Origin of the sequence: Flavobacterium flevense (assembly GCF_900142775.1) — a bacterium.
GTDB lineage: Bacteria > Bacteroidota > Bacteroidia > Flavobacteriales > Flavobacteriaceae > Flavobacterium > Flavobacterium flevense.
In genome coordinates this window covers 1-15,807 of sequence record NZ_FRCC01000017.1, presented here as the reverse complement: position 1 = coordinate 15,807, position 15,807 = coordinate 1, and the positions used below count along the sequence as shown (strand labels likewise).

At 34.4% G+C, this 15,807-nt stretch carries 13 protein-coding genes; 7 read left to right on the top strand and 6 right to left on the bottom strand.

Going from position 1 to position 15,807, the window contains the following annotated elements; translation table 11 throughout:
• Positions 1-119: 119 nt before the first annotated feature.
• Positions 120-1,523, bottom strand: a complete 1,404-nt coding sequence (gene mnmE / locus BUB89_RS17130; RefSeq protein ID WP_073247355.1) for a tRNA uridine-5-carboxymethylaminomethyl(34) synthesis GTPase MnmE — start codon at positions 1,521-1,523, stop codon at positions 120-122.
• 146 nt (positions 1,524-1,669) lie between these two features.
• Between mnmE and BUB89_RS17125 the strand changes: the two genes are divergently transcribed.
• Positions 1,670-2,503 (top strand): universal stress protein, encoded by an 834-nt coding sequence (locus tag BUB89_RS17125; RefSeq protein ID WP_073247352.1) that lies wholly within the window; start codon positions 1,670-1,672, stop codon positions 2,501-2,503.
• 73 nt (positions 2,504-2,576) lie between these two features.
• The gene (locus BUB89_RS17120) at positions 2,577-4,349 is read left to right on the top strand and encodes a MutS-related protein (protein WP_073247350.1); all 1,773 of its coding nucleotides are present in this window, start codon (positions 2,577-2,579) and stop codon (positions 4,347-4,349) included.
• Between the two features lie 263 nt (positions 4,350-4,612).
• Here the strand turns inward: BUB89_RS17120 and dnaN are convergent, their stop codons facing one another.
• From dnaN to BUB89_RS17100, 4 genes are all read right to left on the bottom strand, one after another.
• Complete coding sequence (dnaN, locus tag BUB89_RS17115) at positions 4,613-5,731, bottom strand: DNA polymerase III subunit beta (protein ID WP_073247348.1); 1,119 nt, start codon at positions 5,729-5,731, stop codon at positions 4,613-4,615.
• 178 nt (positions 5,732-5,909) lie between these two features.
• Complete coding sequence (gldG, locus tag BUB89_RS17110; RefSeq protein WP_073247346.1) at positions 5,910-7,595, bottom strand: gliding motility-associated ABC transporter substrate-binding protein GldG; 1,686 nt, start codon at positions 7,593-7,595, stop codon at positions 5,910-5,912.
• Entirely contained in the window at positions 7,595-8,320 is a 726-nt protein-coding gene (gene gldF, locus BUB89_RS17105) for a gliding motility-associated ABC transporter permease subunit GldF (RefSeq protein WP_073247343.1), read from the bottom strand. Before gldF ends, gldG begins: the two co-directional genes overlap by 1 nt.
• A gap of 43 nt (positions 8,321-8,363) precedes the next feature.
• Positions 8,364-9,188, bottom strand: coding sequence for an SAM hydrolase/SAM-dependent halogenase family protein (locus BUB89_RS17100; protein WP_073247341.1), 825 nt, complete (start codon positions 9,186-9,188; stop codon positions 8,364-8,366).
• 195 nt (positions 9,189-9,383) lie between these two features.
• Between BUB89_RS17100 and BUB89_RS17095 the strand changes: the two genes are divergently transcribed.
• The 4 genes from BUB89_RS17095 (at position 9,384) to BUB89_RS17080 (ending at position 13,487) form a co-directional block, all read left to right on the top strand.
• Positions 9,384-10,334, top strand: a complete 951-nt coding sequence (locus BUB89_RS17095; RefSeq protein WP_073247338.1) for a PhoH family protein — start codon at positions 9,384-9,386, stop codon at positions 10,332-10,334.
• A 183-nt stretch (positions 10,335-10,517) separates the two neighbouring features.
• Positions 10,518-11,333, top strand: a complete 816-nt coding sequence (locus BUB89_RS17090; protein WP_073247336.1) for an SDR family NAD(P)-dependent oxidoreductase — start codon at positions 10,518-10,520, stop codon at positions 11,331-11,333.
• Between the two features lie 104 nt (positions 11,334-11,437).
• Positions 11,438-12,268 (top strand): Cof-type HAD-IIB family hydrolase, encoded by an 831-nt coding sequence (locus tag BUB89_RS17085; RefSeq protein ID WP_073247334.1) that lies wholly within the window; start codon positions 11,438-11,440, stop codon positions 12,266-12,268.
• A gap of 262 nt (positions 12,269-12,530) precedes the next feature.
• Positions 12,531-13,487, top strand: a complete 957-nt coding sequence (locus BUB89_RS17080; RefSeq protein ID WP_073247333.1) for a phosphoribosylaminoimidazolesuccinocarboxamide synthase — start codon at positions 12,531-12,533, stop codon at positions 13,485-13,487.
• 183 nt (positions 13,488-13,670) lie between these two features.
• On the opposite strand, the gene BUB89_RS17075 is transcribed toward BUB89_RS17080, so the two are convergent.
• Positions 13,671-14,759: a M42 family metallopeptidase gene (locus BUB89_RS17075; protein WP_073247331.1), complete on the bottom strand. Its 1,089-nt coding sequence runs from the start codon at positions 14,757-14,759 to the stop codon at positions 13,671-13,673.
• Positions 14,760-14,841: 82 nt separating this feature from the next.
• Between BUB89_RS17075 and BUB89_RS17070 the strand changes: the two genes are divergently transcribed.
• The gene (locus BUB89_RS17070) at positions 14,842-15,525 is read left to right on the top strand and encodes a DUF4294 domain-containing protein (RefSeq protein ID WP_073247329.1); all 684 of its coding nucleotides are present in this window, start codon (positions 14,842-14,844) and stop codon (positions 15,523-15,525) included.
• Positions 15,526-15,807: the final 282 nt, after the last annotated feature.

Below are 15,807 nucleotides of genomic sequence, written 5' to 3'. Positions count from 1 at the left end.
TTTATATTAATTTTGTAAAAACAATTGATTCTGATTGAATTAATATAAGAAAGTTAAAATACATCTAAATCAATGGTAGTAAGCTATTAGAAAGTTAAAGAAACTTAAGTAAAGTACTTTTACTTCCCGATACAAAAATTAGCAAAAATATTCCCCAGTAATTCGTCGTTTGTAACCTGCCCTGTGATGGTTCCGAAGTGGTATAAGGCTTCACGGATATCTAATGCCATCAGGTCACTGGAAAGATTAGTTTCCAGACCGTATTTTACTTTTTGTATTTCGTCTAAGGCTTTTAGTAAGGAGTCATAATGACGCGTATTAGTAACAATTGTCTCGTTATTACGTAAAGCACCTGTGTTAACAAAAGATAAGAGTTCATTTTTTAAATCATCAATTCCTATTTTGTTTTTAGCGGAAATGAATTGGAGTTGGGTGTTATCAGTTGTGAGTTGTGTTTCAATTAATTTAATCTTTTCTTCTGAAAGTAAATCCATTTTATTGATGACAATCAAAAGTGGTTTTAAGGGAAATTGGTTTTTAACTTTTTCAATCTCAATTTTTAATGCTTCCAGGCTCACCACCGACAACTCATAACTGTCAACTAAATAAAGAACTACTTGTGCCTGTTCCATTTTTTCGAAAGTCTTCTTGATTCCAATGCTTTCTACATAATCTTTAGTTTCGCGAATTCCGGCAGTATCGATGAATCTAAAACCAATTCCGCCAATAACTAATTCGTCTTCGATGGTATCGCGTGTTGTCCCAGCAATGTCCGAAACAATGGCGCGTTCTTCATTCAGCAAAGCATTCAGAAGAGTTGATTTCCCTACGTTTGGTTCACCCACAATGGCCACAGGAATTCCGTTTTTGATGACGTTTCCTATCGCAAAAGAATCTACTAAACGTTTCAGTACAAACTCGATTCGGTTAATCAGTTCGTTAAATTGGGTTCTGTCGGCAAACTCTACATCTTCTTCGGCAAAGTCTAATTCTAATTCGATTAAAGAAGCAAAATTTAATAATTCCTCTCTCAGTTTAGCAATTTCATTCGAAAATCCACCGCGCATTTGCTGCATTGCAATTTGGTGTGACGCTTCATTATCAGACGCAATTAAATCGGCTACGGCTTCGGCTTGTGATAAATCGAGTTTTCCGTTTAAGAAAGCTCTCAGTGTAAATTCTCCTGCATCGGCCATGCGACAGCCTTTTCGAAGCAATAACTGAATAATTTGCTGCTGGATATAAGTAGAGCCATGACAGGAAATTTCAACGGTATTTTCGCCAGTATAAGAATTTGAACCTTTAAAAACAGAAACTAATACCTGATCCAGCGTTTTATTGTCGTCAACAATATGTCCTAAATGTAAACTATGTGTTTTTTGTTTAGTCAGATCTTTGTTTTTGACGGATTTAAATACCGAATTGGCAATCACTATCGCATCCTGACCTGAAATACGGATAATTGCTATGGCGCCTGCACCGGAAGCTGTTGCCAGTGCTACTATAGAATCGTTGTTTAGCATTTTCTTAATTATTGGCTGTAAAGGTACTAAATCTACCCAAGTATTGTAGAAACAACAAATATAAAACCACAATTTTTTGGGAATTAAAGCGTTAAAATCGTATCTTTATTCTGTTACTGAATGTTTACTTTTAAAAGTCATTTAAAATGAAACGCATCTTATTTCCTACCGATTTTTCTGAAGCGGCAACCAATGCATTTGTACATGCTTTAGAGTTTGCCAATAGTATTGACGGTGAGTTAGTATTGTTGCATACTTTTGATTTGCCGGTGTTTGATAACCAGTATTTTCCTGAAAACTACATGATTATATACGAATCAGTAGAATTGAGTCAGTTTGAAATGTTTAAAGATGAATTGCCTAAACTTCATGCCATTGCACAAAAACGCAATTTAGGTGCTATTAAAATGACCCATCGATTGATGGACGGAGGTTTATTACATAATATTGAAAAAACCATTCAGGAAGACCGTATTGATTATATTGTTATGGGAACCGAAGGAGCTTCGGGCTGGTCTAAATTGTTTTTGGGAACCCACACTACCGATGTTATTTCGGATGTTTCTATTCCGGTGCTAAGTATTCCTGTACAATCACACTATAAATCGGTTAAAAATATTGCTTTCACCACCCGATACAGACCTAAAGACAAAGCGGCGTTGAGAGAAGTACTGGAAATTGCAAAAAAAATGAAAGCTAAAGTCAAACTGGTATATGTCAAAACCAGTTATTCGGATGTGAAGAAAGAAACAATGAAAGAATGGGAAGCAGAATTTGCCGATGAACCTGTAGAATTTAGTGTTATTTACAGTGATGAGGTAAAAGAAAGCATTATGGATTTTATTCTGTTTAAACAAATTTCTATTTTGACGATGCTGACTTACAAGCGAAATTTTTTCGAAAATTTATTTCACCACAGTCTTACGCAGGATTATGCGGCACAATTTGATATTCCTATTTTAGCAATTCCTATCAAATAATTTACAGATTAAATTTAAAATTGGCTAATTAGAGACTGAGCTTGGTTTATATTTGTATTTCATTTGATACATTATGAATAGTTACAAGTCCAAAGCCGATTTTTTTACCACCGAATTAAGCAAAATCAATACAAAGTACAATACCGTCAGTTTGCTGAGGCTGCTGAGCATTATTCTGTTTATAGTTTTGTTGTATTATTATTTTCAAAATTCAGCAATTGCTTTACTTTTTTTAGCGGGATTATTTTTTGCATCTTTCATTATATTGATGCGAATTCATTCGAAATTGCAGTTCAAACGCAAAATTAACCAAGCCTTATTAGCCATTAATACTGATGAAATTAGTTTTCTCGAAAGAAAAACAATTCCTTTTGAAAACGGAGAAGAATTTCAGGATTTTCAGCATCCGTATGCGTATGATTTGGATATTTTTGGCAATCATTCTTTGTTTCAGCATCTTAATCGAAGCGCCACTTTTATAGGAAAAAAAACATTAGCAACTACCTTATTGCATAAATCGGACAATGATGAAATTCTGTCTAATCAAGAAGCTATTGCCGAATTGAGTCAAAAATTAGACTGGCGTCAGGAGTTTTTGGCTTTCGCCAAAGTAACTAATGATAGCGAATCCAGTTATAAGACATTATTGCAATGGAGTACTTTTAATAGTGAGTCTTTGCCTAAATGGCTGGTGTTTTTTTCGTATGCAAGTCCGTTGTTTTTTGTTGTAATTTTTATAAGTTATTTGCTTACTTCTAATCTTTTTTTACTGAGTTGTTTGTCCTATTTGTTTGTTTTGAATTTAATGGTTCTGGGTCGCTTTTTTAAACGAATTCAATTAGAAATAGCTAATTCAGATAATATTGATAAATTAATTGGACAATATGGCATGTTGCTGGAGAAAATAGAAACAGAGCAATTTGTATCTAAAAGGCTTTTGGATTTGCAGCAAAAACTAAAATTCAAAACCGAAAACGCCAGTATTCACTTGAAAAAATTATCCGAATTATTTTCCAGAAATGATGCTATTGCCAATTTATTTACGGCCACTTTATTCAATGGAACATTCTTGTTTAATATCCATGTTTTAAAAGCATTATTACAATGGAAAAAAGAACATGCTGAAGCTCTTGAAGATTGGTTAATTGTAATTGGCGAATTCGAAAAATTGAATAGTTTAGCTAATTTCTCTTATAATAATCCTGATTTTGTGTTCCCGGAATTGAATACTGATTATAAAATTAATTTTTCTGATCTCAGTCATCCTTTGCTAAATCCGGAAACCAGAGTAGGGAATGAGCTGTATTTTCATCCACAATCGTTTATGATTTTGACAGGATCAAATATGTCCGGGAAAAGTACGTTTTTACGAAGCTTAGGGATAAATATGGTTTTGGCAGGAATGGGATCAGTAGTTTGTGCCACTGAGGCTCATGTGCATCCTTTGCCGGTTTTAGTATCCATGCGATTATCGGATTCTTTATCGGATAGTGAATCCTACTTTTTTGCCGAAATCAAACGCTTGAAGCAAATTATGGATGCTTTAGAACAACAGCCGGCATTTGTTTTACTGGACGAAATTTTAAGAGGAACAAATTCAGATGATAAACGAAACGGTACCATCGAAGTACTGAAAAAAGTAATTACTAAAAAAGCAATTGGCGCCATTGCAACACACGATATTGAAGTTTGCTTAACTACTAATGATTATCCGGCTGTTTTAACTAATAATTGCTTTGAGGTGGAAATAAAAGACGACGAATTGTACTTTGATTACAAACTAAGGGCAGGAGTGTGCCGCAACAAAAGCGCTACTTTCTTAATGAAAAAAATGGAGATTATTTAAATTTTCAGCCACGAATTCACGAATGCTTTTTAATATTGATGTATTTGAGATTAAATTTCTCAAATCAGACTTTTAAGAAGTGTGATTTATAAAAAATGTATTCTTAAACAATTTGTTATTCTTTGGCTAATAATCAAAAAAAAAAACCGCTTACCTAATGGATTCGCGGTTTTTTTAAATATAAAAAATGGTTGGTTAATAGTGCAATAGTAAGTATAAAAATTGAATATCAAAAATTTTATCCTAAAAAAAATGCAATATTCTTAACTATTCAGCATAACTGGCATAACAAGCATCGTTACTGTTTCGCCGTCTTCTAATCCGTCTACAGGAGTTAATATTCCGGCACGGTTAGGCAATGACATTTCAAGCATGATCATGTCTGATTGTAAGTTAGTCAGCATTTCAGTCAGAAAACGGGAATTGTATCCTATTTGCATATCGTCTCCCTGATAATCACAAGTCAGTCTTTCTTCTGCTTTATTAGAATAATCAATATCTTCAGCAGAAACATTCAATTCAGCACCTGCAATTTTCAAACGAATCTGATGCGTAGTTTTGTTAGAGAAAATCGCCACACGACGTACAGAACTCAAAAACTGAGCGCGGTCAATCATTAATTTGTTTGGATTCTCTTTTGGTATTACCGCCTCATAGTTTGGATATTTTCCGTCAATCAGGCGACACATTAAAACATAATTATCGAAAGAAAAAGTAGCATTCGAATCATTGTATTCAATTTTTACTTCAGCATCTGATGTGGACAGAATATTTTTTAAAATAGTCAATGGTTTTTTAGGCATGATAAAATCAGCTACCTGAGAAGCAGTAACATCTGTACGGGCATATTTAACTAATTTATGAGCATCTGTTGCTACAAAAGTCAAACCTTGCGGAGAAAACTGAAAAAATACTCCTGACATTACCGGACGCAAATCATCATTTCCGGCAGCAAAAATAGTTTTACTTACCGCAGTGGCTAATACATCAGCAGGAACTAAGGTTACTGATGGTTCCTCTAAGTTTACGGCTTTAGGAAATTCTTCTCCCGGAGCATAGGCTAAAGCATATTTTCCTGAATTAGAACTAATTTCTATCGTGTTATTTTCTTCAACTGTAAAAGTCAAAGGTTGTTCCGGAAATGTTTTTAGGATTTCCAAAAGCAATTTTGCCTGTACAGCAACACTTCCCTGGCTAGTAGAATCGATGGCTAAAGTAGCAGACATGGTTGTTTCTAAATCAGAAGCAGAAACGGTTAATTCGTTATTGTCTAATTCAAATAAGAAGTTGTCCAGAATAGGCAACGTATTGCTGCTGTTGATAACACTTCCTAAAACTTGTAATTGCTTTAATAAGTACGAACTCGATACTATAAATTTCATATGAAGATTATATTTGTTTTTTATTGGAATTTGGTACCGCCATTATTCTTGTTTGAAAACAGGGCGATTTCAGCTGTTTTGTCTTATTTTTTAAGTATCTTTTTTTAAAATTAGTAAAAGATACATTTCTACAAATATATCGTAAACAAATCTAGTTTTGAAAAATTTTTATTAACATCTATCGACTGTATTTGCGTTTTCTCAGAAAGCCAAATGCAACTCCAAAAATCCCTAAAATTAGGATTGGAAGCCCGATAGTTAAGACTTGTGTTCGGGTATAATTTTCATAAACTTTCTCTTTATCCAATAAAGGCAAATCTAAATCCTTAGATCGAATGTTAATAAGTCCCGTATCATCCAATAAATAATTGACGCAATTGAGCAGAAAATCTTTGTTATCATATAAATTTCCGGAGCGTTGATCAAAACCTAATTCTACAGGTTCGTAATTTTTATCCAGTTGATTTTTGATGACATCACCATCTGAAATGACAATCATTTTAGCGCTCTTTCCTGTAGCTTCAAAATTATTTTGATCGAAAGCTAAAACCCGGTTTTGAAATACCGACTTGAAGTTACCTTCGAGTAAAACTGCCATTGGCATGTATCCGGTATTAATGTAATGATTCGGGCTGGTTTCTTCGGCTACGATATTCAGATTGATTTCGGCCGGTGTTCCCACTTTTTTAGAATATTGAGAGGATTGTAGTAAAACCGTTTTTTTGATTCCGTTTTTCAGAGTGTCAATCGGATTGGCAAAATCAAATTTAATCCCACCCAGATTTTTTACAATCGGATGCTGGCTCTCCGGATAAACCAGTGGTGCAAATTTCCAGTTGAATGTTTGGTATTGCGTAGCGCTTCCTTGTTCGCCAGTCGCCAGTTTTATTGGACTTCCCTGTTCATCTTTTACAATATCAGGATTGATTCTGATTCCGTACTTAAAGAACATATCGTTTAAATTCAAATCTCTTGGAAAAGCAAATGTAGCTCCTGAAGCATTGTATAAACTATCCATTTCTACAGCAACCTGATCCAGTAACCAAATTGTTTTTCCTCCGTTTATAATAAACTGATCCAAGACTTGTTTTTCGGCATCGGTGAAAGCCTGAGTTGGTTTGGCAATGATAGCCAAGTCGTATTTTTTTAAAGCTTCTAAACTCGGAACAGGACTTTTAGCAACAGAATCCAAAGTGAATGGACCAATGTGGTAGCTTTCTTTTACTTGCAGTAAAAATTTAGCAATAAAAACATCCTGAATTTCTCCGTTTCCTTTGATAACCGCGATCTTTTTTTGTTTTTCTTTGGTTACTTTATTCAAAGCATCAGCAATCGAATATTCTAAATGCTGTACTGACCCAATTACTTTTTCGGTAGTAGAAGCGCCCATGATATTTTTTAACAGCGGGATATTCACTTCTTTATTGTGGTAAACTGCAATTGCCCACGGAAAAACCATAGCCTGAGATTGCTTTCCTTTATCATCAACGGTAATGTTTACAGGAGTCAGGCCTTTCATATACAAAGTTTTTATATTGTCCATGCTGGCTTCTTCGTTTTCTAAAGGATTGACAAATTCGAAATTTATATTCGAATTATAAGCCTGAAATTCTTCCAGTAATTCTCGGGTTTCCTGTTGTAATCTTTTGAATTCAGCAGGCAAATCGCCTTCCATATAAATTTTTATCGAAAGTGGTTCCTGTACCTGTTCAATAATGTTTAATGAAGTTTCGGATAATGTATACCGATGATCCTTAGTTAAATCAAACCGATAAAAAAACGAATTCCCTACAAGGTTGATCAATAAAAGAATTGCAATGGTAATCAGTACTGATTTAAGATTTCTTTTTTTAGTCGCTTTCATTACAGTTTAAAAGATTTAAGTTGGTAAACAGTAAACGAAAGAAAAGCCACCATAAGGCTTACGAAGTAAAGAATATCACGGGTATCAATCACACCGCGGCTCATACTTTTAAAATGATTTTGCATTCCTAAAACCGAAATAAATGAAGAAAAAGAAGGAATCAGAGAGGAAAAACCTTCGAATCCAAAATAGAAAAAGAAACATAAAAAGACCGCCAGAATAAAAGCTACAATCTGATTGTCAGAAAGGGTAGAAGTGAAAATTCCGATAGCAGTGTAGGCACCAATTAAGAATAAAAGTCCAAAATAAGAGCCAATAGTGCTTCCCATATCGATATTACCTTCGGGCATTCCTAAGTCAGAAATTACGGCAACGTAAATAAAGGTGGGAATGATGGCGATAATAATTAATACTACAGCTCCAAGAAATTTCCCGTTTGCTATTTGCCAGATAGATAGTGGTTTAGTTAATAATAATTCAAGTGTTCCTTGTTTTCTTTCGTCAGAAAAAGAACGCATGGTTACTGCCGGAATTAAGAAAATAAAAATCCACGGAGCCAGGCTGAAAAAAGGAGTCATATCAGCAAAACCCGAATTCAGGATGTTGTAATCGCCTTCAAAAACCCACAGAAATAATCCGTTGATGATTAGAAAAATGGCGATCACTAAATAACCTATCGGCGAACCAAAAAAGGATTTAATTTCACGTAATAATAAGGCTTTCATATATAGTAATTCGTGTATTTGTTAATTGGGTTATTTGAAAATCTTAATTCTTAAATTCAATAGTAACGGCATCGCGATAATTGAGTCCCAATAAACTGCTTGCAGAACCAATTTTAGACGGATTACTTCTGAAAATAGCAATTTCCAGATAACCCGCTTCGTTGAAAATAGCGAGTTTTTCACCTTCGTAATTCTTAATTGGATATTTATCTGAAATAGCAATTGCCGAATAATTAGGCAAAATGGTTTTGATATTTTTGGTCTTCATCTGGATTTCATAAGGTCTGCCTTTTGCCACTTCCAGAAATTGTTTTTTAGTAATATTAGTCACCACATTCCCAAAATGATCAATGTAAATCACGTGACCTTTTATAGTATCAGTTGTGATTACCGCTTTCATTTCAGTGACTTCCTTAACTGAGTTGATTTCCCGCCCAATTACGTTCAGCAAACCGCCTCTGGCAATATGACAAGCCACGGTTACAAACACATCCAGTCCCGAAGCATCGCTGGGTAAACGGTCGTGAATATTGATAGCTACAATCTTTTGCGGAACTATCTTTTGCGAAAGCATACTTAATATTCCATTATCGGCAGCAATAAAATAGGAATCGTTCCATTGCATTACAATATGAAGATTTTCTTTGTTTAATTCCATGTCAACCCCAATAAGATGAACCGTTCCTTTAGGAAAACTGGCATAAGCAGCACTGATAATGTAGCTGGCTTCTACGGTGTTAAATGGATCTATGTCATGTGAAATATCAATAATCTGAGCTTCCGGGTATTCTGATAAAATTTTCCCTTTCAATGCACCTACAAAGTGATCTTTCAAGCCGTAATCGGTAGTAAGGGTAATTATTGACATATTTTTGTTTATAACTATTGGTGAAATCTAAACTTAATTTTCATTAAATTTGAGAAATGCAAAGCTAATAATAGTAAATTCAAAAAAGCAAAAAAGCAAAAACAAATTCTAAATATTAACCAAATAAAACCCAAGTGTATTTGCACAGTGGATTAGATTTTTAATCGATTTAGTAATATTATAAAACTATACCCTTTGAACGAAAGAATTATCGAGCTCATAGACATCGCTCCAAAAGAGTTTTGGGGTGCTCAAGACACTCATCTTGAAACCATTAAAAAATACTATCCAAAATTAAAAATAGTTGCCAGAGGGACAACTTTAAAAGCATTTGGAGAAAAAGACATTCTGGACGAGTTCGAAAGGCGTTTTCAAAGATTAATGCTTCATTTTACCCGATACAATAATATTGATGATAATGTTATTGAGCGTGTGATTTTAGGAGATGCACAGGACGAAAAACGCATGAGTCCAAATGACAAAATTTTAGTGCACGGAGTAGGAGGCAAAATGATAAAAGCCATGACTCCTAACCAACAAATACTGGTAGATACTATTAATAAAAATGACATGGTGTTTGCAGTAGGACCAGCCGGAACGGGTAAAACCTATACCGGTGTGGCTATGGCGGTAAAAGCGTTGAAAGAAAAACAAGTCAAGCGTATTATTCTGACACGTCCGGCAGTAGAAGCAGGGGAGAACTTAGGATTTCTTCCGGGTGATATGAAAGAAAAACTGGATCCTTACATGCAACCGCTTTATGATGCTTTGCGCGATATGATTCCCAATGAAAAATTAGAAGATTATATTGCCAAAGGAATTATTCAGATTGCACCCTTAGCTTTCATGCGAGGACGAACTTTAGATAATGCCTTTGTAATTCTGGATGAAGCACAAAATACAACGCATTCGCAAATGAAAATGTTTTTAACCCGTATGGGGAAAAATGCTAAATTCATGGTCACAGGTGATCCGGGACAGGTCGATTTGCCCCGAAGAACCATTTCCGGACTTAAAGAAGCCTTATTGGTTTTGAAAGATATTGAAGGAATTGGGATTATTTATCTGGATGACAAAGATATTGTAAGACACCGATTAGTTAAAAAAGTGATTGATGCTTACAAATACACTGAAAATCAGGACTAAATTCACTTATTTACAGCGATTTTACAAAGTGATTAGGAAAGAAAAGCGGTGAAAACCTTTTTAGTCTGTAGCAAATTTTGTTGTTTTGCCACAAGCTTAATTTTATAGTTACTTAATAAATAACAAAATATTCTATCTGCGACCTCAATTGAGGTCGCAGCTTTTTAATAAATAGTACCAATATTGAAAAACGTAATCATAACAGGAGCATCGGGAGGAATAGGAAAGGAATTAGCATTACATTTTGCAAAAAACAATTGGAATGTAATTGCAACAATGCTCTGTTTAGGACAAGGAAAAGAACTAATAAACATAGAAAATATTCATTGTTATGAACTTGATGTAACTTCTACAGAAAGTATTGCAGAAGCCAAAAAGCAAATTTTGGAAGATTTTAAAACCATCGACGTTGTTATCAACAACGCCGGAATAGGGTACAGGAGTTTTGTGGAATTCTCCGAAGATGAGGAAATCAGTAATATAGTTGATGTCAACTGGCTGGGAGTGGTCAAGGTTTGCCGAGCTTTTACACCTGTTTTTAGAGAGCAAAATAAAGGCCATTTTATTAATATTTCGTCTATTGCCGGTCTGGTTAACTTACCATTAGGAAGTTTTTACCATGCTACCAAGCATGCTGTAGAGAGTTTCTCAGAATGTATGGCATATGAATTGATGAATTTTAATATTAGCGTATCAACGGTGCAATTTGGAAACACACCTTCCAATTTCCAAAAAAACGTCAGTAAATGCGATACTACTCCGTTGAAATGCTACAACGAATTAATGCACAAAATAAGTGGTATTGTTGAAGGCAAAACCAGGAAAAATACCGACTTAAAACAAGCTATCATCGAGAAAATCTTAAAAATTGCCGAGAATCCACCTAAAAAATTCAAACGCAATACGATTGGTTTTGATGCCAATGCACTAAGTGTACTTCGTAATTTTCTGGGTTATCGATTATTTGGGAGAATTATCAGGTATTCGGTTTTTAAGTAAAAGTGAAATTAGCAATACGTTAATTTGCTGTTATTTCAACAATTATTTGCTGTGCTTTCCCTGTATTTTCAATATTTTTGCAATGAATTAGAGCGTAAGCGAATATGATAAAAGAAGATATAAAAGTAATTATAAGTGATTTAGACGGAACATTACTTAACAGCGACCACCGAATTTCAGAATATACTAAAGAAATTTTTAGAGAATTACACAATCAGAATTATTTAATCATTGTGGCCACCGGGCGTCATCACCTGGATGCCATGCCTATAATTGAAACTTTAGGTTTTCCTATTTATTTGGTTACTTCGAATGGTGCCCGAATTCATTGTCCCAAAAAAGAATTACTGTTTTCCACTAATATGGTAGCCGAAGCCGTAAAATCAGTGCTGGAGATGGATATTCCGGCTGAATATACTACGGTTCTTTTTAAAGAAAATGTCTGGCAAACGAACAAACACAATGATAAATTACTGGAATTTCAAACCGAACTGAATTACGTTCCTGAATTAGTGAATTATAAAGAAGTGACCGATTTTGATGTGATTAAAATATTTTTTACTCACGAGAGCCACGGAAAACTACTTGAATTAAGAGAAACAATTCTGGAAAAGCATCCTGATGTTTTCAGTCATGCTTTTAGTTTGCCGCATTGTCTGGAGTTTATGGATAAATCAGTTGATAAAAGTGTCGCTATTGCCCGTATTCTTGAAATAGAAGGGTATGAGTTTCATCAGTCCATTTCTTTTGGGGACGGCTATAATGATGAAAAAATGCTGATCACTACTGCTAAAGGTTTAATAATGGGAAATGCTCCTGATAGTTTAAAAAATAAATTATCCCATCTTGAAGTGATTTCTAACAATCATAAAGACGGAGTTGCAAGTTATCTGGTAGAAAAATTGCTAAACAAGTTAAGTCTGGAAACGGAATAAAAATAGGTTTCAATCGCAGATTTCACAGATTTTCACAGATAATTTGTAAACAGAAATATTTTAATTTGTTTTAAAAATTTTAACCGCAAAGAATAGTAAAAGTTAAGCAAGAACACAAAGATGTAAAAAGATCGGTGCTAATCTGTTTTATCCGTTTAATCTGTGTTCCATAATTTTTGTGATATAGAATACTTTCTTTGTTTTTCTGTCTAAAATAATCCTAAATTTGCATTCTTATAAAATCAACGCAATACCTATCTAAATGAGCAATACAATCACTACCACTAATTTTAATTTTCCAGGTCAAAAATCGGTTTACAGAGGAAAAGTAAGAGAAGTTTATAATATCAATGACAATTTATTAGTAATGGTGGCAACCGACAGGCTTTCGGCTTTTGATGTGGTTTTACCAAAAGGGATTCCGTATAAAGGACAAATTCTGAACCAAATCGCTACTAAATTCATGGAATTAACTCAGGATATTGTTCCAAACTGGTTGATTGCTACTCCGGATCCAAGTGTTGCTGTAGGTCATTTATGTGATCCGTTTAAGGTAGAAATGGTTATTCGCGGTTATTTGTCAGGACACGCTTCCCGCGAATATGCTGCAGGAAAAAGAACCATTTGTGGTGTAACGATGGCAGAAGGTTTAAATGAAAATGATAAATTTTTAGAGCCTATTATAACTCCGACAACTAAAGCAGATAACGGGGAACATGATGCCGATATTTCCAGAGAAGAAATTCTTTCTAAAGGAATTGTAAGTGAAGAAGATTATGTTATTTTAGAAAAATATACCAGAGCTTTGTTTAAAAGAGGTACTGAAATTGCTGCCAGTCGCGGATTAATTTTAGTGGATACCAAATATGAATTTGGAAAAACTAAAGAAGGTGAAATTGTTTTAATTGACGAAATTCATACTCCGGATTCTTCTCGATATTTTTATTCTGAAGGATATCAGGAAAGACAGGATAAAGGCGAAGAACAAAAGCAATTGTCTAAAGAATTTGTACGTCGTTGGTTGATTGAAAATGGGTTTCAGGGTAAAGAAGGACAGCAAATTCCGGAAATGACGGAGGCATATATTGAAACAGTTTCTGAAAGATATATTGAATTATACGAGAATATCATTGGAGAAAAATTTGTAAAAGCAGATATTTCGAACATCAATGAAAGAATAGAAAAAAATGTTTTAGCTTATTTGGAAAGTGTAAAATAATTTTCGAAAAGCTTTTAAAAATCAAATCCGTCTTGTATTGAACAAGACGGATTTTTTTTAGCCCTGATAGTTCCGAAGTTTCGGAAGAAATCCTCTTGTTGTGCGATAGCTAAGACAAGAGATATAGCGTCCCGAAGCCTCGGGAGCAGGTCCCGATAGCTATCAGAATAGTTCCTGAAAATATTATTTAAAATAAGAAAAAGTTTCGTTGTTTTCTATTTTAAGTATAGTTTCATAAATCAATTTGATCACATTTTCTACATCTTCTTTGTGAACCATCTCAACAGTAGTGTGCATATAACGCAGCGGAAGCGATATCAATGCCGAAGCTACACCGCCATTGCTGTAAGCAAAAGCATCGGTATCTGTTCCTGTTACTCTGGAAGAAGCTAAACGTTGAAAAGGAATTTTTTTCTCTTCGGCAGTAGTTACAATTAAGTCTCTTAAATTATTTTGTACAGCAGGAGCATAGGTAATAACCGGGCCACTACCTATTTTTGTTTCTCCCTCAATTTTTTTATCAATCATTGGAGTAGTAGAGTCGTGGCATACATCAGTAATAATGGCTACGTTTGGCTTGATGGTTTGAGTAATCATTTCGGCACCACGCAAGCCTACTTCTTCCTGAACGGCATTAGTAATATAAAGCCCAAAAGGCAGTTTTACTTTGTTTTCGTGTAAAAGTCTGGCTACTTCGGCAATCATAAATCCTCCCATACGGTTATCTATAGCACGGCAAACAAATTTGTTTTCGTTTAAAACCATAAATTCGTCAGGATAAGTAATCACACAGCCTACATGAACACCCAATTTTTCAACCTGTTCTTTCGTTTCACAACCTAAATCAATAAAGATATTACTGATTTTTGGGTTTTCTTCCTTGTCTCTGTTTCGGGTATGAATTGCCGGCCAGCCAAAAACACCTTTTACAATACCGTTTTTAGTATGAATGTTGACACGTTTTGAAGGTGCTATCTGGTGATCAGAGCCTCCGTTTCTGATCACGTATATTAAACCGTCTTCGGTAATGTAATTAACATACCAGGAAATTTCGTCAGCGTGTCCTTCTATAACCACTTTAAAAGCAGCGTCAGGATTAATAATTCCCACAGCTGTTCCATAAGTATCCGTTATAAAGGTGTCTACATAAGGTTTAAGATAATCCATCCATAGCTTTTGACCACTACTTTCATAACCAGTGGGTGAAGCATTATTAAGGTAGCTTTCTAAAAAAGCCATTGAATCGTTGTTTAGTATTGATTTTATGCTCATAAAAATATTTTTTTGCTAAATTATAAATTTGGTATTACAGTTGTGTATATAATGTATAATTTTACATCAAAATATTGTCTTTATGAAATCCATCTATATTTTAATATTCTTTTTATTATTGTCATTATCTGGTTATAGTCAGGTAGAAACGCCTTATGATCCAAATGCAATGGGGTATGTCTTGACAGAAAAAGATAGTACATTAAATGATACTATAAAATTACCTGAAATTATAGTTGCAAAAGACAAACAGGATCCTGAAGCTAAAAAGCAATTTTTGATTTTGCAAAGCAGAGTTTACAGAACCTATCCTTATGCAAAACTGGCAGCAGACAGATTGACTAATTTGAACAAAGGAATGGAACGACTTACCTCTGAAAGGGAAAAGAAAAAGTATTTTAAAATAGTAGAAGACTATCTTACAAATGAGTTTGAAGCCCGACTTAAAAAATTATCCCGAAGCCAGGGACGTATTTTAGTTAGATTAATTGACAGGCAAACAGGCAAAACTACGTATGAACTCATAAAAACATTAAAAAGCGGTTGGAAAGCCTTCTGGTCTAACACGACAGCAAGTGTTTTTGATATTAATTTGAAATCTAAGTATACCCCTTTTGAATCCAATGAAGATTATTTGATAGAAAATATCCTTAAAGAAGCCTTTGAAACCGGAAGATTGCAAAATCAGCCCGCTGCTGTTCCTATAGACATTGATAAATTAAATGAATACTGGGATACTAAATTATCTTCCAAGCCTAAAAGCTAAATTACAACAAGCTCTCACATTATAAGTGGGAGCTTTTTTTTTAGTAGCTCTTTCCCGCTATCGGCTATATCTCTAGTCTCGTCTTAGGGACGAGACTAGAGGATGCCGCTACTATCGGGGCTAGGGTTGCAGTTGTTTAAGTAAAGTTTTGTTTGTCGCTTCGAGTGATTTTAAATGATAATGCGAAAGCTTTATTGTTTAAAATTGTATCGAGAAGCTTTGTTTTAGCTATTGTTGTTGATATTGGCTTGGTTTTTTTGTGCTTTTCTAATAAAAAACCTT

Bases quoted from the DNA above. Each gene is read 5' to 3' on its own strand.
- BUB89_RS17075 (WP_073247331.1), bottom strand. From the start codon at position 14,759: ATGAGCATAAAATCAATACTAAACAACGATTCAATGGCTTTTTTAGAA.
- BUB89_RS17120 (WP_073247350.1), top strand. From the start codon at position 2,577: ATGAATAGTTACAAGTCCAAAGCCGATTTTTTTACCACCGAATTAAGC.
- BUB89_RS17100 (WP_073247341.1), bottom strand. From the start codon at position 9,188: ATGTCAATAATTACCCTTACTACCGATTACGGCTTGAAAGATCACTTT.
- BUB89_RS17125 (WP_073247352.1), top strand. From the start codon at position 1,670: ATGAAACGCATCTTATTTCCTACCGATTTTTCTGAAGCGGCAACCAAT.
- BUB89_RS17085 (WP_073247334.1), top strand. From the start codon at position 11,438: ATGATAAAAGAAGATATAAAAGTAATTATAAGTGATTTAGACGGAACA.
- BUB89_RS17080 (WP_073247333.1), top strand. From the start codon at position 12,531: ATGAGCAATACAATCACTACCACTAATTTTAATTTTCCAGGTCAAAAA.
- mnmE (WP_073247355.1), bottom strand. From the start codon at position 1,523: ATGCTAAACAACGATTCTATAGTAGCACTGGCAACAGCTTCCGGTGCA.
- gldF (WP_073247343.1), bottom strand. From the start codon at position 8,320: ATGAAAGCCTTATTATTACGTGAAATTAAATCCTTTTTTGGTTCGCCG.
- gldG (WP_073247346.1), bottom strand. From the start codon at position 7,595: ATGAAAGCGACTAAAAAAAGAAATCTTAAATCAGTACTGATTACCATT.
- dnaN (WP_073247348.1), bottom strand. From the start codon at position 5,731: ATGAAATTTATAGTATCGAGTTCGTACTTATTAAAGCAATTACAAGTT.
- BUB89_RS17070 (WP_073247329.1), top strand. From the start codon at position 14,842: ATGAAATCCATCTATATTTTAATATTCTTTTTATTATTGTCATTATCT.